At 42.1% G+C, this 19,522-nt stretch carries 23 protein-coding genes and 1 pseudogene; 16 read left to right on the top strand and 8 right to left on the bottom strand.

Going from position 1 to position 19,522, the window contains the following annotated elements; translation table 11 throughout:
* Positions 1-21 precede the first annotated feature (21 nt).
* On the bottom strand, positions 22-327 hold the full coding sequence (locus tag EAE93_RS13515; RefSeq protein ID WP_036814880.1) for a HigA family addiction module antitoxin: 306 nt from the start codon (positions 325-327) through the stop codon (positions 22-24).
* Positions 328-671: 344 nt separating this feature from the next.
* On the opposite strand from EAE93_RS13515, the gene EAE93_RS13520 reads away from it, so the two are divergent.
* From EAE93_RS13520 to cobT, 5 genes are all read left to right on the top strand, one after another.
* A complete protein-coding gene (locus tag EAE93_RS13520) occupies positions 672-863 on the top strand; it encodes a helix-turn-helix domain-containing protein (RefSeq protein WP_229000625.1) in 192 nt (63 codons plus the stop codon).
* A gap of 152 nt (positions 864-1,015) precedes the next feature.
* Complete coding sequence (locus EAE93_RS13525; protein ID WP_036814493.1) at positions 1,016-1,366, top strand: hypothetical protein; 351 nt, start codon at positions 1,016-1,018, stop codon at positions 1,364-1,366.
* Positions 1,359-1,649: a hypothetical protein gene (locus EAE93_RS13530; protein ID WP_052105928.1), complete on the top strand. Its 291-nt coding sequence runs from the start codon at positions 1,359-1,361 to the stop codon at positions 1,647-1,649. The genes EAE93_RS13525 and EAE93_RS13530 overlap by 8 nt, the downstream gene beginning before the upstream one ends.
* 324 nt (positions 1,650-1,973) lie before the next feature.
* The gene (locus EAE93_RS13535; protein WP_036814490.1) at positions 1,974-2,591 is read left to right on the top strand and encodes an adenosylcobalamin/alpha-ribazole phosphatase; all 618 of its coding nucleotides are present in this window, start codon (positions 1,974-1,976) and stop codon (positions 2,589-2,591) included.
* A 4-nt stretch (positions 2,592-2,595) separates the two neighbouring features.
* A complete protein-coding gene (gene cobT / locus EAE93_RS13540; RefSeq protein ID WP_036814488.1) occupies positions 2,596-3,645 on the top strand; it encodes a nicotinate-nucleotide--dimethylbenzimidazole phosphoribosyltransferase in 1,050 nt (349 codons plus the stop codon).
* 111 nt (positions 3,646-3,756) lie between these two features.
* Here cobT and EAE93_RS13545 read toward each other — a convergent pair whose 3' ends face one another.
* Positions 3,757-4,059: an addiction module antidote protein gene (locus EAE93_RS13545; RefSeq protein ID WP_036814486.1), complete on the bottom strand. Its 303-nt coding sequence runs from the start codon at positions 4,057-4,059 to the stop codon at positions 3,757-3,759.
* 584 nt (positions 4,060-4,643) lie between these two features.
* On the opposite strand from EAE93_RS13545, the gene EAE93_RS13550 reads away from it, so the two are divergent.
* A complete protein-coding gene (locus EAE93_RS13550; RefSeq protein ID WP_040149078.1) occupies positions 4,644-5,123 on the top strand; it encodes an Hcp family type VI secretion system effector in 480 nt (159 codons plus the stop codon).
* A gap of 7 nt (positions 5,124-5,130) precedes the next feature.
* Positions 5,131-5,949, top strand: a complete 819-nt coding sequence (locus tag EAE93_RS13555; protein ID WP_040149079.1) for a DUF4225 domain-containing protein — start codon at positions 5,131-5,133, stop codon at positions 5,947-5,949.
* Here EAE93_RS13555 and EAE93_RS24600 read toward each other — a convergent pair.
* Positions 5,937-6,341: a hypothetical protein gene (locus tag EAE93_RS24600; RefSeq protein ID WP_040149080.1), complete on the bottom strand. Its 405-nt coding sequence runs from the start codon at positions 6,339-6,341 to the stop codon at positions 5,937-5,939. The two genes, EAE93_RS13555 and EAE93_RS24600, sit on opposite strands and share 13 nt — an antisense overlap.
* A gap of 64 nt (positions 6,342-6,405) precedes the next feature.
* Positions 6,406-6,807 carry a hypothetical protein gene (locus tag EAE93_RS13560; protein WP_214039878.1) on the bottom strand — a complete coding sequence of 134 codons (402 nt, stop codon included), beginning with the start codon at positions 6,805-6,807 and terminating at the stop codon, positions 6,406-6,408.
* A 767-nt stretch (positions 6,808-7,574) separates the two neighbouring features.
* Here EAE93_RS13560 and EAE93_RS13565 point away from each other — a divergent pair.
* Entirely contained in the window at positions 7,575-8,219 is a 645-nt protein-coding gene (locus tag EAE93_RS13565) for a hypothetical protein (RefSeq protein ID WP_036814481.1), read from the top strand.
* Positions 8,201-8,428 carry a hypothetical protein gene (locus EAE93_RS13570; protein ID WP_036814479.1) on the top strand — a complete coding sequence of 76 codons (228 nt, stop codon included), beginning with the start codon at positions 8,201-8,203 and terminating at the stop codon, positions 8,426-8,428. Before EAE93_RS13565 ends, EAE93_RS13570 begins: the two co-directional genes overlap by 19 nt.
* Positions 8,429-8,455: 27 nt before the next feature.
* On the opposite strand, the gene eutC is transcribed toward EAE93_RS13570, so the two are convergent.
* From eutC to eutA, 3 genes are read right to left on the bottom strand one after another with little or no spacing between them, the layout of a single operon-like run.
* Complete coding sequence (gene eutC / locus EAE93_RS13575) at positions 8,456-9,310, bottom strand: ethanolamine ammonia-lyase subunit EutC (protein WP_036814477.1); 855 nt, start codon at positions 9,308-9,310, stop codon at positions 8,456-8,458.
* Positions 9,311-9,332: 22 nt separating this feature from the next.
* On the bottom strand, positions 9,333-10,694 hold the full coding sequence (locus tag EAE93_RS13580) for an ethanolamine ammonia-lyase subunit EutB (RefSeq protein ID WP_036814474.1): 1,362 nt from the start codon (positions 10,692-10,694) through the stop codon (positions 9,333-9,335).
* A 12-nt stretch (positions 10,695-10,706) separates the two neighbouring features.
* Positions 10,707-12,119 carry an ethanolamine ammonia-lyase reactivating factor EutA gene (eutA, locus tag EAE93_RS13585; protein WP_040149087.1) on the bottom strand — a complete coding sequence of 471 codons (1,413 nt, stop codon included), beginning with the start codon at positions 12,117-12,119 and terminating at the stop codon, positions 10,707-10,709.
* 314 nt (positions 12,120-12,433) lie between these two features.
* Between eutA and cobA the strand changes: the two genes are divergently transcribed.
* From cobA to cobO, 5 genes and pseudogenes are all read left to right on the top strand, one after another.
* Positions 12,434-13,216, top strand: a complete 783-nt coding sequence (gene cobA / locus EAE93_RS13590; RefSeq protein ID WP_214039908.1) for a uroporphyrinogen-III C-methyltransferase — start codon at positions 12,434-12,436, stop codon at positions 13,214-13,216.
* Between the two features lie 29 nt (positions 13,217-13,245).
* Positions 13,246-14,319: a threonine-phosphate decarboxylase CobD gene (gene cobD / locus EAE93_RS13595; protein ID WP_214039879.1), complete on the top strand. Its 1,074-nt coding sequence runs from the start codon at positions 13,246-13,248 to the stop codon at positions 14,317-14,319.
* The gene (locus EAE93_RS13600) at positions 14,312-15,172 is read left to right on the top strand and encodes a GHMP family kinase ATP-binding protein (RefSeq protein WP_214039880.1); all 861 of its coding nucleotides are present in this window, start codon (positions 14,312-14,314) and stop codon (positions 15,170-15,172) included. The genes cobD and EAE93_RS13600 overlap by 8 nt, the downstream gene beginning before the upstream one ends.
* Before the next feature lie 19 nt (positions 15,173-15,191).
* A pseudogene (locus tag EAE93_RS13605) lies at positions 15,192-15,821 on the top strand (NAD(P)-dependent oxidoreductase); the annotation flags it as partial.
* 55 nt (positions 15,822-15,876) lie between these two features.
* Positions 15,877-16,434, top strand: a complete 558-nt coding sequence (cobO, locus tag EAE93_RS13610; RefSeq protein WP_214039881.1) for a cob(I)yrinic acid a,c-diamide adenosyltransferase — start codon at positions 15,877-15,879, stop codon at positions 16,432-16,434.
* Here cobO and EAE93_RS13615 read toward each other — a convergent pair.
* The gene (locus tag EAE93_RS13615) at positions 16,427-16,594 is read right to left on the bottom strand and encodes a hypothetical protein (protein ID WP_036777413.1); all 168 of its coding nucleotides are present in this window, start codon (positions 16,592-16,594) and stop codon (positions 16,427-16,429) included. The genes cobO and EAE93_RS13615 overlap by 8 nt on opposite strands.
* 622 nt (positions 16,595-17,216) lie before the next feature.
* Between EAE93_RS13615 and EAE93_RS13620 the strand changes: the two genes are divergently transcribed.
* Together EAE93_RS13620 and EAE93_RS24605 are read left to right on the top strand one after the other, a co-directional pair.
* Positions 17,217-17,855 (top strand): hypothetical protein, encoded by a 639-nt coding sequence (locus tag EAE93_RS13620; RefSeq protein WP_040149092.1) that lies wholly within the window; start codon positions 17,217-17,219, stop codon positions 17,853-17,855.
* Between the two features lie 550 nt (positions 17,856-18,405).
* The gene (locus EAE93_RS24605) at positions 18,406-19,428 is read left to right on the top strand and encodes a hypothetical protein (RefSeq protein ID WP_250151025.1); all 1,023 of its coding nucleotides are present in this window, start codon (positions 18,406-18,408) and stop codon (positions 19,426-19,428) included.
* Positions 19,429-19,522 lie beyond the last annotated feature (94 nt).

A 19,522-nucleotide genomic window follows, 5' to 3' on the forward strand; every position in this document is an offset into this window, starting at 1 on the left:
TCCCTAATCTTACGCTAATCATTAGCTGGCTGAGAGAATAACAGTAATAGGTGCATAATGCTTACGGGCGGAAATCTGGCGACTTTCCCAGCGATCATGAGCTGCTTGAAGGTTAATCCAAAAATCCTCATCCGTTTCAAATAAACCGGCTAATTGCGTGGCTTCTGCAACGGATAGGCGCCGGGAATTATTCACAATTTGGCCGATAACCTTGCGAGAAACACCCATCGCATTCGCCAACTGTTGTTGAGTTATTTTCAAGGGTTTCAAAAACTCTTCAGCCAACATTTCACCTACAGTGGTAGGTTCTGCTGTTCTGGTATCCATAAAGTTTCCTGTGAAATCCAAGAGGAATAATAAAACCATATTTACTTCACGTTCTCTGCCTTTCTTCTTTTTTGTCAGTATCAATCTTTGCTCATTGGCTTGTTGTTGGAGGTTCTGACCGTTTGATCTGTAAACTCCGCATATGCTGAAAGCGTTAGCGTTGGGTGGTATGGCAGGCAGAAAACAACAGGGCAATCGGGCATTTTTATAACAATAGGTTTAGGTCTTTTAGCTGGCATAGTTTATTCTTCCCAAGTCCTTATCCGGATTTCGTCCAGATTTAACTGGATTTCGTCGTACTTTAAGGTCTCCAGGTGGAGGTTTCAACATGAGGATGATCTCCTGTGGGAGTCTTGTCAAACGGTTATGCGGAAAAACTTAAACTCATTAGAAAAGCAGAGGGGCTAACGAAAGTTGCATTTGCAAAAGAATTAGGATTGGGTTTGCGTACTGTAAAAAATTATGAAACGGGGCATATACCCTATGGATTTCAAGATGCATCGCGACGGCAAGGGAGCGAATCCCCGGGAGCATAGCAAACTATGTGACCGGGGTGAGTGAGCGCAGCCAACAAAGAGGCAACTTGAAAGACGACGGGTATAAAGATATACATACGTTGGGAGCGTGGTTCCCCTTTGTTTATAAGTTAAGAAACTCATTAAACGAAAACATTTATAGTAGTGATTAAATGAAAGACAAAAACAAACTTATTAAGAAGTTGGAAACAATAAATGCTGATACTTTCTTCAAGTTCTTGGACGCGAAGAAAGTAACTCGAATATGCCCGATGTGCCACAGTGTTGGTGAGCAAGTTATTGCTGAGACAAGCAAAGCTGCGGTTGCTGACTTGCTTCATGGGCAATCGGTTAGCAAAACATTTGTTACTTTTTTCAGACACGCACCAGAACAACCTACCGACAGTGATGCTAATTATTATTATAAACTCAGCTGTGATAATTGTGGCTATATTACCACTCATGAGGTCAGATCTGTGCTTCATTGGTTGAGTCAGCAAGAGAAGGGATCTCATGATGAGTAATATATCTTATATGAATAGTACTAAACGTAAAGGGGGTGATGATATGGATACTACCCGTAATGATGGCGGTGATGGCGGCAGTTTAGAGCCAAGAGTGGCGCGTCTTGAATCAGATGTCATGCAAATAAAGATAGAGTTAACCAAGCTAACAACTCGATCTGAAGAGTTTGCGACAAAAGGCGATCTACATAAAGAAATCAGTGCACAGACGAAGTGGTTAGCTGCAACCATAATTGGTACCGCTGGGTTGGCATTAGCTGTGGCTCGTTATTTGTTTGGGTGAAATTTCTGGTAGACATTTTGTGAGTGTATCCAAACTGGATAGCGGGCAGTACCTTGCTGATGTTCGCCCGCAAGGGCAAGCATATTCGTAAGTGCTTCGGCACAAAGTCCGAAGCGCAACAGTATGAACGTTGGGTAATCGCTACCCAAAACGGTATTAAATCAATGATTCCCAATCTAGCAAAAAGGCTGGCGAGACATGTACTACGACACACATTCGCAAGTCATTTTATGATGAATGGGGGTAACATGCTAAAAAACGAGTCTGAATCTACGTGTTTCTGAATTAACTGCTCTAAAAAACATCTGAGGTAGAGTAACAACAATGCGACTATTTTTGGTTCGGCACGGTCAGACGGAAGCGAATCTGAGTGGTGTTTTCTGTGGTATGACGGATGTGGCGTTGACTGAAACGGGGATAAATCAGGCTCGGCAAGTTGCCCGCTATCTATCGTCAGTGGCATTTTCGCAAGCGATAAGCAGCACATTACGGCGGGCGCGTCATACTGCGGAGATTATTCTGGCCGGTCATTCGCTGTCAGCTACCATTGATACGCAACTCAATGAGATGCATTTTGGCGTATGGGAAATGCGCCATCACCGCGATTTGCAACATGAAGACGCCGAAGCTTGGGCTGCTTGGTTAGCGGATTGGCAACAGGCAGCACCGACCGGAGGGGAAACCTTTCCGGCATTTGCGGCCCGGATAGAAAATGTGGTTCAGCATCTGCTGATACAAGAAAGTCAGCATAATCTGTTATTAGTCGCTCATCAGGGGGTATTGGGCTTGTTGCTGGCGCGTCTGCTGGCTATGCCGCCTGCTGCTATGTGGCACTTTCATTTTGAACAGGGAACGTACAGTGTAGTGGAAATTCAACATGGATTGACTACCTTGCGCACATTTAATAACCGGAGTGACTGGCAGCTTGAGACACGGAAATAACACCATGCAAACATTTTCATCGATCATTAATGCTATTGTGCCGTTGGATAATGTTGCGATGGCGAGTACTGAAACTCGATTGAATGGGTTGGTTAAACCAACAGGCAGCTTCGGACGTCTGGAACATCTGGCGATTCAGCTTGCCGGAATGCGGGGATTATCGGGCCATCATATTGATCGTAAGCAGATTATCGTGATGGTTGCTGATCATGGGGTTTATGACGAAGGCGTGACTATATCGCCTAAGTCAGCGACGGCTATTCATGCGCAGAATATGATGAAAGGGATCACCGGTGTTTGCGTATTGGCGGTGAATGCGGGCGCAGATGTGAAAGTTGTGGATGTGGGCATTGACAGTGATCCTGTGCCGGGATTAGTGAACATGAAGATGGGACGTGGCAGTGGCAACATTGCTCAAGGACCGGCAATGAGCCGCCAGCAAGCAGAAGATCTATTGCTGGCAAGCGCACACCTGACGCTGGAACAGGCTGCAAATGGCGTGAAATTGTTTGGTGTGGGGGAATTGGGTATGGCGAATACCACACCAGCGGCGGCTGTGGTCAGCGTCTTTACAGACAACGATCCACAACAGATTGTAGGAGTTGGGGCTAACTTCCCCAGAGAACGCTTGCATCATAAAGTGGCGGTTGTGCAACAGGCGATTGAAATCAATCGGCCTGATGCCAGAGATGGCATTGATGTATTGGCCAAGGTTGGTGGTTATGACTTGGTGGGTATGACGGGCGTAATGCTTGGCGCGGCCTCTGCCGGGTTGCCGGTGATCCTGGATGGATTCCCTTCTTACGCGGCGGCGCTGGCCGCTTGTCGAATTGCTCCCGATGTACGTCATTACCTGATCCCTTCGCATTTATCGGCAGAGAAAGGCTCAATTATCGCGTTGCAACATTTACAACTGGAACCTTATCTACATTTGGACATGCGCTTGGGGGAGGGGAGCGGCGCTGCGTTGGCGATGCATTTGGTGGATGCGGCTTGCGCTATGTATAACAATATGGGACTACTCGCTGAAAGTAATATTGTGTTGCCGTGTTAATTATCAGGGTAATTTGATAACCCGCATCCGTAAGGGGGTGAGAGAAAAAGCGTTATCATCTTAGGAAAGGATAACGCCGAGAAAACGAGATGGGATTTGAGCTATTGCCTATTATGCAATAGCTGCGAAAGTCAGACCGGTCGCATGAATAACCTTCTTCATGGTTTTCAGTGTGGGATTGCCTTTAGGTGATAATGCTCGGTATAAAGTTTCGCGTGAAAGTCCAGTTCGTTCGGAAACCAGTGACATACCGCCACGTGCTTCAACAACATGGCGAAGTGCTAGTAAAAAGCTAGCTTCTCCGCCCTCTTCATCAAGTTCTTCAAAAGCAGTGTGAAGGTATATTTCAGCGAACTCAGGGTCTTTACGGAGCATTTCAATGACTGCTTCATCGTGACTGCGTGATCTACTCATGGTTTCCTCTGTTGGTAATCTCTCCAATACTCAATTGCTTTGCTTATGTCGGCTTGCTGTTTTCGTTTGTCTCCACCCAGTAACAGCAGAACGACTTTCTTTCCTGCCAGAGCATAATAAAGCTTAAAAGCTACTCGTTAACAAGTTGAAAAAATTATCAGTAATAAATCTAGCTTATAGTAAGAAGGCATTGATAGTCTCATTTATATTGATGTTGCAACATCTAAATATCAAAGAAGAATTATTTATCCCAATAATACTTTATTGTTAAATAGCCATTTTTATATGAGTTCATTGTTCTTGGATGATAATTTTAAAGATTTCAGTAAATATATCTCGTAATATTTGATTGCCAATGACTTTCATTATACTTAATCGTATTGGATTAAAAATTTATTCAAGTTTAATTTAAGTGGAATATTGGCGGCAATTAAATGTTATTTATAACACCAAAGGATTAGCTAAATTTCCCTTATCATGAGGTTTATCACATTCTTTGGCAATGAACCCAATATCTATATTATATTTCTTATCAAGATAATATATATTCATGTTTTTGAATATTGACTAACTGATGGTTTTCTATGGCGAATATAATCTATTTAGAAATTAAGGGTGATAAGCAAGGTTTGATATCACAAGGATGTTCAACGATTGATTCTATTGGTAACACATGTCAGCTTGGTCATGAAGACCATATATTTGTTTATGAATTGACGTCTAATATAACCAGAGGTCAACATGTTAACCATCAGCCGGTTGAGATAAGAAAGCCAATAGATAAATCTTCTCCTCTTTTGGGGTTGGCTATAACGAATAAAGAATCGCTGCAATGTATTTTTTATTTTTACAGAACATCAACTAAAGGTGGTTTAGAACTATATTATAAGATAAAACTTACCGGTGCATATATCTGTGCATTGAATGGGTTTTATCCAAATTCATCTACACATAATGAATGCCAGCCACAGGAGAGTTTATCTTTGATGTATAAATCAATAACGTGGGAACATATTATGTCCGGCACCAGTGCATATAGCATATGGGAAGACAACGTTTACTGAGGCTTTTATGAAAGGGATATCTCATCTTTCTTATGATTTAAATAATTACGCTTCGTCATTGAAGCGTAAAGCACACTTGGCTGCCAGCTTTTTTATAGAAGATAGCCAACTGAGAATGTCATATTTAAAAGAAGTTGATGACTTTGTTAATATAAAAACCCGTGAATTTAAAAATACATTTGATGTCAGTGAAAAAAAGAGATTGGTTTATGAAGTAAAAGATGAGTATGAAGTAACGGAAAAAGAATATCAGGTTTTAAGGCGTAAGGATTATACCAAATATATTGTAACCGATATATTTGAAGATCATGGTGTGGTTAAATACGCAAAAATAGGTGCCGGGGTTGTTGCTGGTAGTGTTCAAACAATTGCTGGTTTTTCTGTAATTAATTCAGGGAGAATTGTAAGATCTAAAAGGGTTCAATTAATGGGGGTTGTTTTGTTGGCGCATGGGCTTAATAATGCCTATGAGTCTATTACTCCGGTTCTTTATGAAAATCAAGATATAGGCTGGGTCAGGGAAGGCTATCAATATATTTCTCATGCTTTAGGTTATGATAATGGTGTGGGTGATATTGCTTATAGTTCGGTTGATTTATTGGCAAGTACATATGGAACGTATGGCATTCTCAAGTTTAAACCGAAGAATAAAGCGGGTAGTTTGCCTGTTAAACCGGGATCTGGAAAATTGTTCAGGTATATTAATGAGGATTTTACAAGAAAATGGAAATTAACATCAAAGCCTATGTTAACCATCCAGATATCTGGTAGTTTCTATAAAGTCAAACTTTTGATAGATGACATAAATAAACTTCATGATGATTGAAATTTAGTTTTTATTTTAAAACGAATATAGAGAGTTAACAATTTTGAACCTGTGATTAAATTACAGCTAACAGAGAGGCTATAGTAAATAAAAGCAGAAATGGCAAAGAATAAGTAAATAAATGACATCAATGAAATGCTATATGTTTTTTCGCTGAAAAACATGCCTGTTATTATAAATAAATAAACTGGGGTTAAATATAGTAATGGTATAGCGATTTCTTCAGCTATAAATAACAGATAATGACAAAAACAATCTGTTTTACTTTGGTATTTATTATAAATGTGTGGGTCATCTTTATGCAGAGCAAGAAAGCTTTTCTTTATCTTAAGTAATTCTTTTAAGGTGAATCCACTATTTAATATTAGCTTTCTTAAGTCAATTAGGTTCATTTATTCATGCTCGATTTTATTTTGTTTTATAATTAGTTGTTTTTATCATGTTTTATTGATTAACTCAAGGGTTAAATTTAGTTTTTATTTTAAAACGAATATGGAATATTGCTAATTTTAATCCTGTGATAGGATTACAGCTAACGGAAAGGCTATAATAAATTGAAAAAGAGGTAAAAAAGAGTAAGTAAATAAATGACATTAATGAAATGCTATATTCCTTTTCACTGAAAAGAATACCTGATATTATAAATAAACAAACTGAGGTCAACATTATTAATGGTGCAGCGACTTCTTCAGCTATAAATAGTAGATAATAACAAAAACAATCTGTTTTGCTTTGATATTTATTATAAATGTATGGGTCATCTTTATGCAGGACAAGAAAGTTTCTCTTTATCTTAAGTAATTCTTTTAAGGTGAATCCACTATTTAATATTGATTTTCTTAAGTCAATTAAATTCATTTTTTAACTCTATAAATGGCTTACCATGACACACTTAATTCTTTATAACTGCTTGAACTTTTCTTTTATTTTGAGACGAGTATAGAAAATGGTTAATTTTATGCATAGGGGGAAAGGATAATTCTGACAAAAACGTTTATAACATAAACATGTCATCGTCACAATGACATAAATAAGTGATGTAAATGGAACCATAAACCATGCATTATCATACAGCTCTATTAATATGAACACTATATACCAAGCAGTTATATATAACACAGGGAAACCTACTTCTCCAGCAAATAATAGTATAACATTGTAAATATTATCGCTTTTTGTATAATTTTCTATAAGATACCTTCTTTCATCATCATCAAGATTCTTAAAGGTCCTTTGCATCATAAGAAGCTCTTTAAATGTGAATCCACTACTGAGGGTTAATTTCCTTAATTTTCCCAAATCCATCTATTCAATCTCATAATATTTTGTTGATCTAATGACTTATCATAACATAATTACGGTTTTATTATACCTAATAAATGCATTATTTAGATCTGTTTTTCTAAAGTTTGCTGTATTTAGTAGTATGGTGCTGCTGCCGTAATAGAAATGAGAGAAAAAAGTGTTATTAGAATAGATAACGCGAAAAAACAGTATCTGATTTTTTCACTGTGCTGACAAATTTCAATATTTAACTGTTTTTGGAAAGTGTTAAGTTAAATTTTACAGATAAAACTACCTGTCATATATGTTACTAAATGACAGAAACAATGAGGAGAAGAATAATGTCATTGAAAAAAACTGTATCTATAGGTCCTCTTCAAACCGTTGAGATTTATAGTAATAAAAATATTGCAGTGCCCAATACAGTCCCAGCGGCAATTATAAAAAACAAGAGTATGGCGCCAATTAGGGCTATAAATTACTGGGCTCGTCTGATTGGAGATTATCATCAATATAGTCATGTTGATGTTTATCCTAGCGAAGTTAAAATATTCGGCGGACCTGGTGACCTTATTTACCGCTATAAAATTGTAGTCACCAATCTTAGCAATACTGAAATTGCAGAAATTGAATTTGTAATGGACCCTGCGTGGAAAAAAGCTGGAATTCCATCAAGAATGGTACATATGAATTCTAACGATGCATATGTAATTTATAATTCTGGTAATGCAGTATTACCCACTGATTTCAGTGACGCAATTATAAAAAACAATAGCCTGGCAAATATTAGGGCTGTAAATTATTGGGCTGGTCCGTTTGGACATTATAATCAGTATAGCTATATTGATATTTACTCCGGTAAGACGGAAATACTTGCATCACCTCCTAATGTTGTTAATTACTATAAAATTGAATTCTACAACATTAGCAGTATTCTAAATGCAGAACTGGAAGTTATATCTCATTTATGGTTAGGCAATCAATAAAGCAGGAGGCAGGTTCTGGCCTGCCATCCTATTTTTATATTGATGATTTTCTTAATGAAGTAAAAGGGAGTTTCCACTTAAATGAAAGATTATTGTTTATACCCGTCATCTTTCAAGTCGCCTCTTTATTGGCTGCGCTCGCTCACTCCGGTCATATAGTTATCTATGCTTCCGGGGATTTGCTCCCTTGCCGTCGCGAAGCATCTTGAAATCCATAGAGTATAGCCACCATGCTATCAACGACTAAGAGCAATGCCAGAAGCTTGCTGTTCTAGCATATTTTTAGCTAGATCGACAATAATTGCTGCGGCTTCGATTGGTGGCGTGCCGCCACGATGAATATTAGAGATACAAGTACGGTCAGCTTCAACAGTTTTTTCTACTGTCGGTTTATAAACTGCATAGCAGGAGAGACTTTCCGATTGCCCCAATCCTGGGCGTTCTCCAATCAGTAAGACAACCACTTTAGCTTTTAGTAGTTCGCCAATCTGATCTTCGATTTTGACGCGACCATAACGCACAAAAAATGGTGTGCCGATGCACATTCCTGCCTGTTCCAACCCTTTTAACAGTGGCGGCACAAGATCTTCGTAGTTGGTGGTAATGGCATCAGTAGAAAGACCATCGGAGATCACAACTTGTACATCGGGGCCAGTTTTGCACTGTGTTAGCAAGGTTTCTACCGCATTCGCACTGAGTTTTCTTCCCAGGTCCGGGCGAGTCAGATAGAGATTTTTGTCGCTAACTTGAGATTGCACTTCCAGCAATCCGCGCTTTTCTATCCATTCAACCGGGACTTCTTTTAACACTGTATCTTTAGAACGGGAGTGATCAGCCTGAAAACGCAGTAATGCCTGAGTACGGGGGCGTGGCCCGCTGCGGCCGGTACCGACTCTCGCCACCGTGCTACGGCGTAATTCCTGTAAGACTTCCATACGGTTCGGGCTTTGGACACCGATCCACTGCTTGGCTTCTAAGGAGCCTAAATCCGGCGTACAGCTTTCAGTTTCGTCAATGATTTCAGGGGATGCATGGGGGTTCAGGTCAGATACCAGCTCGCTTACATTCTCTTCAATTGTTTTTTGGATCATGGTGATTTATCTCAGCAAAGAATCAGAAAAAGAACGATGCATCGCCCGCACGTGGTGTTAAGCGGCCATTTGCCATCAGTCCCATATGTTCCAGCCAGCGTTCGAACTCGGGCGACGGACGCAGGTTAAGCAAATGACGAATAGTGGCGGTGTCGTGGAAAGCGGATGTCTGGTAATTGAGCATAATGTCATCACCGAGCGGCATTCCCATGATGAAATTACACCCTGCGGTTGCCAGCAAGATCATCAGGTTTTCATTCTGGTTTTGATCGGAATCTGCGTGGTTGGTATAGCAACAGTCGCATCCCATTGAGACGCCACTGAGTTTTCCCATAAAGTGATCTTCTAATCCGGCGCGGATAATTTGGCGATCATTGTAGAGGTATTCCGGCCCGATGAAGCCGACAACGGTATTCACCAGAAATGGGTCATAGTGGCGCGCCAAACCGTAGTTTCGTGCTTCCATTGTCACTTGATCAGCGCCAAAGTGAGCGCCGGCGGAGAGAGCGGAGCCTTGTCCAGTTTCAAGATAGAGGCAGTTATCGCCGGCAAGACGGCAATATTCCGCGCCAACGGCACGCGCTTCATCTAACATAGACAATTCTACGCCAAACTCTTTTAGCCCTTTTTCACTGCCGCAGATACTTTGGAAAATTAAACCACCCGGCGCACCACGCTTAATAGCTTCTATCTGGGTTGTGACGTGGGCTAAAACGCAGCCTTGGGTTGGGATAGCGAATTTGTCGATCACTTCATAGATGGTATCCAGCACGCGAGTCAGGTTTTCCACATCGTCAGTTACCGGATTAACGCCGATGACTGCATCGCCAACGCCAAACGATAGTCCTTCGTAAATCTGAGCCAGAATGCTTTGTACATCATCGCGGGTATCGTTAGGTTGCAGCCGGGCGCTGAACGTTCCCGGTGTCCCGATGGTGGTATTGGCTTTTTTGACCACCGGCATTTTTTTCGCGCCATAGATCAGGTCCGCATTGGAACTGATTTTTGCCACGGCGGCAACGACTTCAGAACTGATCCCTTTACGCAGAAAGGCGATATCATCCACGCTGGTATCATCGCTTAGTATGTATTCACGCAGTTCGCCGATACTCCAGTTTTTTATGCGGGTGTAGGCAATTTCATTAATGTCATCCTGAATAATGCGAGTCACGCAATCCTCTTCATAAGGAATGATCGGATTCATGCGAATATCCGCAATCGTCATTCCCGAGAGGACATGTTTAGCCGCGACGCGTTGCTGAGAACTTTCGGCAGCCACCCCGGCTAGCATATCCCCGGAACGCAATTCGTTAGCCATTGCCAGCACCTGTTTGACATCTTTAAACTGATAGGTCTTACCAAAAAGCTGAGTTTTCAATTTCATGTTTACGCTCTCTCAGGAAGGAAAAGCCAGTGATTTGATAGTGACGGGAACCACAGTGCCATTAAATAGCGGCGTGCCAATGTCGATATAATCCCCGGTGCGGGTGATCACTTCATCGATAACCGCCAGCGGCCGTTCTCCCATCAGAGGATGTAACAGCATGCCCAATGCCTTACCAAAATCTTGACCGGCGACGATGAGCAGCGGGTGAGAAGAGGGATAGCGGGCGGCGAAATTCTGTAAAGCGGTAATGCATGTCTGTACGGCGGCATAATTCACCGGCAGGGCGTCGGGTAGGGCCAATGCATATAGATCCTGTTCGGCATTCAGATCCATTTGTGTGAGTGCATGTTGCCAGGCTTCTGCCAGCGATTCAGCGGCTTCTGTGTCAGGGTGGACGACGGGAATGTTGCGTAGTGGTAGTGATAGTGTATCGAGCCAAATGGTGCTACCGGATAATGATAATGTATGAGCGCCGGCGCCAATGACGGTAGCACGCACGGTTTGTTTTGGCACTTGCAGTGGTAGTTTGGTGAAATCATTATCACGATGGATAGCTTGCGCCAGCAATGGTCCTAAATCGTGAAAACGGAATAGATCATGATCCGATGCTTCACGATAACACTCTCCTACCCCGCCGGAGAGGGTGACGGCATAGAGTTCATCACAGTTTGGCAGCGGTTCGGTCATCAGTAATTGTTGCGTCAGTGGTGTGAGTTGCCCGGTGACGACTTCCCATAGCAATTGCGACATTCGCGTAGCAATTTGCTGTAATTGCGTGGCTGTCAGATGTTGAATATCTGTGTTTTCGCCAAACAGTGAATCAACGATGAGCGCTCCGGGCGGATGTGCCCGTAAGACTTTCCCTTGAGAATCGGTTTCTAATAAGCGGCCGCCGACATTTAAGCAAGCGGAGGCGATAAGTCGCCCGGCATCAAATAGCGCATAGTTGGCGGTGCCGCCGCCGATGTCAATGTTGAGCACTCTGGCCATTTTCTGCTGTGACAGCGCTTGAGCGCCGGAACCTAAACCGGCAATCATTGATTCCAGATGTGGTCCCGCTGTTGCGACAACAAAATCCCCTAATTTTTGCGCCAGTGTCATGATCGCAGGGCGTGCATTGCATGTTTTCGCGGTTTCACCCGTAATGATAACCGCGCCGGAATCAATGCTATCTGGATCGATGTTTGCTGCCTGATATTGTGCCAGGATCAAGTTGAACAGCTCGTCTTCACGCAATTGCCCGGCGAAGTCTACGGGGGTAAATAACACCGGGCTTTGCCAGATAATCTCGCGGCTAACAAACTCGTAGCGTGGCACTTGTGATACTGCGGCACGGTTCACCAGTGACAGACGCGAGAAGATCACTTGTGTGGTGGTAGTGCCGATGTCAATTCCGACACTGAATAATTCCTTGGATTCCATCGCTACGCCTCTTGTTTGTAATAAGGCGTATGTTGGCATTTTTTTTTATCAATCAGTATTAAATATCGTCAATTTGGTTGAAAAGTCAACGGTAGTCACAAAAACATTAGGGGTTATAATAAAAATGGCGTAGATACAAGGTACAGGGCGAAGTTGCTAAGGGAAACAAGCAGATAAAGCTGCAATGTGTCAGGACATATAGTTATCATCAATACATTAATAAAAATGAAGAATTATTGATCTTACACCAGATCGTGTTGCTGCCTATCGGTTATATATCTTCAAACAGACTTTCGTTAAGGGTGAGAAAAATGATGAATAGCGGAAAAGTTTGGTTGGTAGGCGCCGGTCCAGGCGATGCGGCGCTGATTACTGTCAGAGGATTGCATTGTATCCGTCAGGCTGAGGCGCTGGTGTATGATCGATTAGTCAGCCCGGACCTGTTATCCGAAGCGCCTGATAACTGCAAAATGATTAATGTCGGCAAAACGCCGAACTATCACCCCGTGCCGCAACGGCAAATTAATCAGATCTTGGTAGAGTGTGCGCAACAAGGGTTAAATGTCGTCCGGCTGAAAGGGGGAGATCCCTATGTGTTTGGCCGTGGTGGTGAAGAAGCGGAAGCTTTGGCGCTGGCGAAAATCCCTTTTGAAGTGGTACCGGGCATCAGCTCATCAATTGGTGGTCTGGCTTGTGCCGGGATACCGGTCACTCATCGTGATTATGCATCAGGTTTTCATGTTATTACCGGCCATTTGCGTCAGGGAAATGAATCACAGGATTGGGCGACGCTGGCAAAACTGGAAGGCACGCTGGTGATCTTAATGGGCATGACCCAACTGGCGAGTATCTGTGAGCAATTGATCTCTGGCGGTAAAGCGCCGACAACGCCGGCGGCGGTTGTGATGTATGCCAGCCATCAGCAGCAACAAGTCGCTAGTGCAACTTTGTTAACTCTGGCTCAACGGGTGGCGGCTCAGGGATTGACTGCGCCAGCATTGATTGTGATTGGTGATGTGGTGCGTCTGCGGGAAACATTGGCTTTTAGTCGGGATCGTTTGTTGCTCTCTTCCGTTCCATCATTGATGGCACTCTGATTTTTTGTTTAACATTCGGGATCAATTTAATGAGCGAACATGGCGGGAATGTGCTGGAAATGGCGCTGAAAATGGGTGTTGCGGTAGAAGAGATGGTTGATTTTAGCGCGAATATTAACCCATTAGGGATGCCGGAATCCTTGAAAGCGGCCATTATCAACCAATTGCAGTGCGCAGAGTGCTACCCCGATACAGAATATCGCCGATTGCATGCAGCGTTAGCGCAGATTCATCATTGTACTGCGGAAAACCTGATGGCGGGTAATGGTGCTACCGAATTGATTTATGCTGTGGTGAATTATCTTAAACCGCGTCGTGCCATGCTCTTGATACCGGGATTTGCTGAATATCGGAAAGCCTTACAACGGGTTGATTGCCAAATTGATGAGTATGTGATGCGTGAAACTGATGATTATCAGCCTGATCAACGTTTATTGGCGGCATTGGATCGATGTCGCCCTGATTGCCTGTTTCTTGCTACACCCAATAATCCAACCGGTTTAATGCCAGATGCTGCGTTATTGCAGGCGGTATTTGAACGTTGCCGTCAGCATAATATTGCACTGATTGTCGATGAAGCGTTTATCGATTTTCTCCCGGATACTACCGGATTTATTCCTCAGATAGCGCATTTTCCTCGTCTTTATATTCTGCGTTCACTCACGAAATTTTTTGCTATTCCGGGGCTGCGCCTTGGTTATCTGGTCAGTAGTGATGTAACGGGGGTTCGGGCAATGAAGCGCTGGCGGGAACCGTGGACGATTAATGCTTTTGCGGCATTGGCCGGTGAAATTGTTCTTAATGATAAGGCTTACATTCAAGCAACACACCGCTGGTTAGCTGAACAACAACGTTGGCTTTATCAGGCGTTGACCGCATTACCGGCATTGCGTGTTTGGCCTCCCGCGGCAAATTATATCTTCCTGCGTTGTCTGCGCCCGGAAATCAATCTTCAACAAGCATTGTTGAAACAGAGAATACTGATTCGCCATTGTGCTAACTATCCCAGCTTGGACGCGGCTTATTATCGGGTCGCCATCAAGGGTGAGCATGATAATCGTCGTCTGGTATCGGCGTTACATCAGGTATTCAATTATGGCTGAGGCACGTTGTCCCGCATCGTGTGGTGAACTTATCCAAGGATGGATACTTGGTGGTGAGAAATTGATCTCTTGTCCGGTGAATTGGTTCAGCGAGGTGTCTGTTACCGATGGCGTGCCGGGAAAAGATGAACGTCCTCGCATGCGTCAAATGATGAAAACTGTACTGGCGTATTTTGGTTTATCGGTGGAGATGGCGCGAGGTTTACGGATCTCCTTTACCTCTACGATCCCGGTAGCGAAAGGGCTGGCAAGTAGTACCGCTGATATTGCCGCCACTGCGTTGGCGACGGCACGCTATCTGGGGGAAACACTTGATGAAACGACATTGGCTGGCTTTTGCGTACAGCTTGAGCCTACTGATAGCACGTTATTCAGCCAACTTACCTTGTTTGATCATCAAACGGCTGCTACTCAGATTACCTGTGACTGGCAGCCATCAATCGATATTTTGTTACTGGAAAGCCCGGAAATCTTGATCACGGCTGATTATCACCGTTTAGATCGCCATCCGGCATTACTGGAGAATGCCGCAGTGCTAGAGCATGCCTGGAGACTATTTTGTCAGGCTGTTACCACCCAGAATTGCCGGCGGTTGGGAGAAGCCACAACGCTCAGTGCACAGGCCAGTCAAAAATTGTTGGTAAAACCGGCGTTTGACAGTTTGTTGGAACTGGTGGAGCGGAGTGGGATCTACGGGCTGAATGTTGCTCATAGTGGCAGTATTGTCGGGTTATTGTGCGATCGCCGCCATCATGATGTTGAGTATCTATGCTGGTGGCTGAAACACCGAGGCATAACGCGTTTTTATCCTCGTCAGCACTTACTGACCATGATACCGGGTGGTGTGCGTTAACTGTAGGAGGGGACTTATGTTGGATTATTTACCGATGTTTTGTCAGATCCGGGATAAAACCTGTCTGTTAGTTGGGGGAGGTCGGGTAGCGGAGCGTAAAGCACGTCTGTTATTAGATGCCGGTGCGCATCTATTAGTTAACGCACGGGAATTCACCCCTCAATTTAAGCTATGGGGGGAGACTGACCAAGTGACACTTATTCATGGAGAGTTTGAGCCTTACTGGCTTGAGCATTGTTGGCTGGTTATTGCCGCTACTAATGATGCGGTGGTGAATGGCTATGTGAGTGATTGTGCGACGGTGCGCCGCATTTTTTGCAATGTGGTGGATGAGCCACAGCAAGCCAGTTTTATCACACCGTCAGTGATTGATCGTTCACCACTGGTGATTGCTATCTCCTCCGGTGGCAATGCGCCGGTATTGGTCAGGTTATGGCGTGAAAAACTCGAACGGTTATTACCGATGCATCTTGGTCGTCTGGCCGCTTACGGTGGAACACTTCGTCAGCGGGTAAAACGACACTTTCATCATTTGGCGGCACGTCGTCGCTTTTGGGAACGGTTTTTCACTAATGAACGATTAATGCAATCGTTGGTGAGTCGAGATCGTCAACAAGTCGATCGGGTAGTAGAAACATTATTCTCTGAGTCAACTCAAGTAAATACAGACAAAACGAACTGATTAAGATATTGGAGCCAGACAAATGAGTGAAGAGCGATATAAACAGAGAAAACAGCGGCAAAAAGAGAGATTTATGGCACAAGTTGCAGCCGCTCAGGAAAGCCGGGGGATTGTCATTATCTATACCGGTAACGGCAGAGGGAGAACCACCGCAGCAATGGGAACGGTTACACGAGCGTTGGGTCATGGATTAAAGGCCGGCGTTATCCAATTTATTAGGGATGAATGGTCAGTCGGTGAACGTGTTTTGTTGCAGCGTCATGGAGTAGAATTTCAATTAATATCAATGAACTTGACCGGAGAAATGCACAATCGTATTAAGAATATTGCCGCTTGTACCGAGATTTGGCAGCATGCGTTGCGCATGTTGCGTGATCCTGAATTATCATTGGTAGTGCTTAACGAATTGGCTTGCGTGATAAACAACAGTTATCTATTACTCAATGAAATTATCGAGGCATTAAACGGACGGCCAATTAATCAGACGGTGATAATTACCGGACAAGATTACCCTGCTGAATTAATTGAACTGGCAGATACGGTCACTGAAATGCGTCCTGTAAAATATGTTTTCACTTAATTATGCGTTTTCCAGTCATCACATCAGATAAAGAGTGATTCACATTTTTATCTTGTTTAACCAGTGCATTAATTTTTCTCATGGTGATATTTGATACTGTGCCAGATTTATGAAAACGCTCAGCCATTTTCTGCATTTTGATGAGTCGATTATTATTCATTACATGTTACCTCGATTAGTAGACCAGATGAATAAGTTGCCTTCAAGATTCTTCTCATTGATATTAAGAAAGTTTTTGGCTAATAGACTATAAACTTTCAACAGCTTATTGGCAATTTCTTTAGTTAGTGAGTTGTCGTCTATGAAAGCTGCTAAATCATCGGTGGTAAAAATTTTCATTAAGAGTATTTATTATTAAAATTATAATTAGTCAAATGTGATTATATTCTTGTAGTATTAAAAATATACCGGATAATTATTTTTTAAATAATTTAAGATTAATAATGAAATTTCCCCCTATGTTTACTTAGATTAAGTATATAAAAGCAAATTAATATTGAGGTGATTAATTGACTGGTTGTGATGAACTTCATTGAATATATATTCTATAAAGCTTGATAATACATTAAATAAATTCCATGCAATGTATCTCACTATCTAATAATTTTAATTTATTTACAAACTGGTATTTATATCTAATATTGTCGGCGGAATAAATATAACGTTAATTTAAGTTTTGATATGTGGAGCGAGTTCACGTAATCGATATCATATTCTGTTGAATATTTTATTAAGTTTCAAACAACGCATGGTTATTTAATTTATAAATTAAGAGGTTTAATATGTCTATTGAAAATACCAACGCAGCTGAACACACAACTGGTAAGGATGCAGTTGTACTTGGACGTGCAGAAGCGCCGGCAGTGCATTCTATCGCGATTGGTGCTTCCCCCCGAAATTCTAAAACAATCAGTGAAGCGGCTATTGCCATTGGGCAAAATCAAATTGCGGGTAAACAAGGTGATGCGAAAGTCGTTTGGCCTATTGCGATTGGTGCTGATTCTGTATCCAACGGCCTGGCTTCTATCGCTTTGGGACAAAAGGTGACTGCTAGTGCGGCTCAGGCTGTGGCGATTGGTCAACACTCTTCTGCAACAGAAAAAGGGAGTATTGCATTAGGTGCAGATTCTATTGCTAATAAACCGAATGTTGTTTCTGTAGGAAAAACCGGCCATGAGCGTAAGATTATACATGTCGCGGCGGGAGATATTTCAAATCACAGTACTGAGGCGGTTAATGGTCAGCAGTTACATGCTGAATCGGCAAGGATTGATGCATTATTGGATGCGAAGAATAAGGAATTGGAAGAGAAGGTTCAATCTCTGGAAAGTGATATAGCTAATCTTACTTTGCTACTTCAGAATAGTGTGGATGATGTTGCATCATTGAAGAAACGACTTCTCGATGCATTGAATTATTAATATCCATTGGTAGTTATTTCATATATTCTTGGCTATTGGGCTGAGAATATATGATAAATGATTTAGTGGTAGAATTATTATTTGGTAATGATTTATGGGGTATGTCGCAGTGAATAACAGAATAATTGTCCTGCTCGATTTTGCATACTAACTACATTTACTCGGGTAAATTATATAAGTGGTTGTGTTGAGGGGAATGAAAATATATACAAGTAACATAGTATCGGTTTTTATTTTACGGGTTCGATAAGTCATTATATTTAATGGAGTCATATGATACATTAAATAAATCCATGAAATATGTTTCATAACTACATGGTTTTAATTTATTTACAAATTTAATTTTTCGTATAATATTTTATTTTATCGATTGGGCGTTAATTTAGGTTTGCGTAAAAATAGGGGATATAGTGATCGTTTAAAATTACATTAAGTTTATTTAATATCTCATAGTGACAAATTTGAAAAGAAATTATTATGTGTTATTTGGTTGTTTTTGATGAAAAATACTAAGTTGTAATAATTTAATTTCTGAATTAGGGGGATATATATGTCTACAGAAGATATGAATATAACTGCTCAAACAATTGGTAAAGATTCAGTTGTTGTTGGGAATGCAGAAGCACCAGCAATATATGCTATAGCAATTGGTGCTTCACCATTAGTTTCTAAATCAATTAGTGAGGCCGCTATTGCTATTGGGCAAAATCAACGGGCGGGTAGAGAAGAGAAAGATAATCAGGGTGATAAAATCATATGGCCAATTGCGATTGGCGCTGATTCTGTATCCAGTGGCACAGCTTCTATTGCCCTAGGGCAAAAGGTTGTTGCTAGTGGGGTTCAGGCAGTAGCAATTAGTCAAAACTCCACTTCAACAGGAAGTTCGAGTGTTGCAGTGGGATCAGATGCTGTATCCAGCGGTTCATCTGCTATTGCTCTGGGGAAAAAAGCGATTGCCAGGGGGAATCAGGCAGTAGCAATTAGTCAAAATTCCTCTGCCACAGGAAGTATGAGCGTTGCATTAGGAGACAGTTCTGCATCCAGCGGCTCGTCTGCTATTGCTCTGGGGCAAAAGGTTTCTGCCAGTGGTTCTCAGGCAATTGTGATTGGTCAAAACTCCTCTGTAACAGGAAGTAAGAGCATTGTATTGGGATCAGACTCTAAATCTAACTCTTCGTCTGCTATTGCCGTGGGGCAAAAGGTTAGTATTAGTGCGCCTCAGGGAATTGCGATTGGTCAAAACGCCTCTGTAACAGCAAGTGGGGGCATTGCATTAGGTGCAAATTCTGTTGCCAGTAAATCGAATGTTGTTTCTGTAGGAAAACCAGGTAATCAACGTAAGATTGTGAATGTTGCTGCCGGGGATATTTCTAAGAATAGTACGGAAGCGGTGAATGGCCAGCAATTATATACTGAATTGGCAAAAATGAGTGCATTGGATATGAAAAACAAACAACTGGAAATGGATATTAAAAAGCTGGAGAGTACTATAGATAATCTTACTCGTTCTATTACTAATCTTACTCTGCTGTGCCAGAAAAATATGGATGAAGTTGCTTTGTTAAAGAAATGAACGCTTAACGCATAGGATTATTAATAACAAATGGATTCGACTGCACTAATAAGTGCATTTTCAGGCGGGGAGGTTGGTTGCTATTACCTTAGCA

The organism is Photorhabdus akhurstii (genome assembly GCF_018448925.1).
Lineage (GTDB): Bacteria > Pseudomonadota > Gammaproteobacteria > Enterobacterales > Enterobacteriaceae > Photorhabdus > Photorhabdus akhurstii.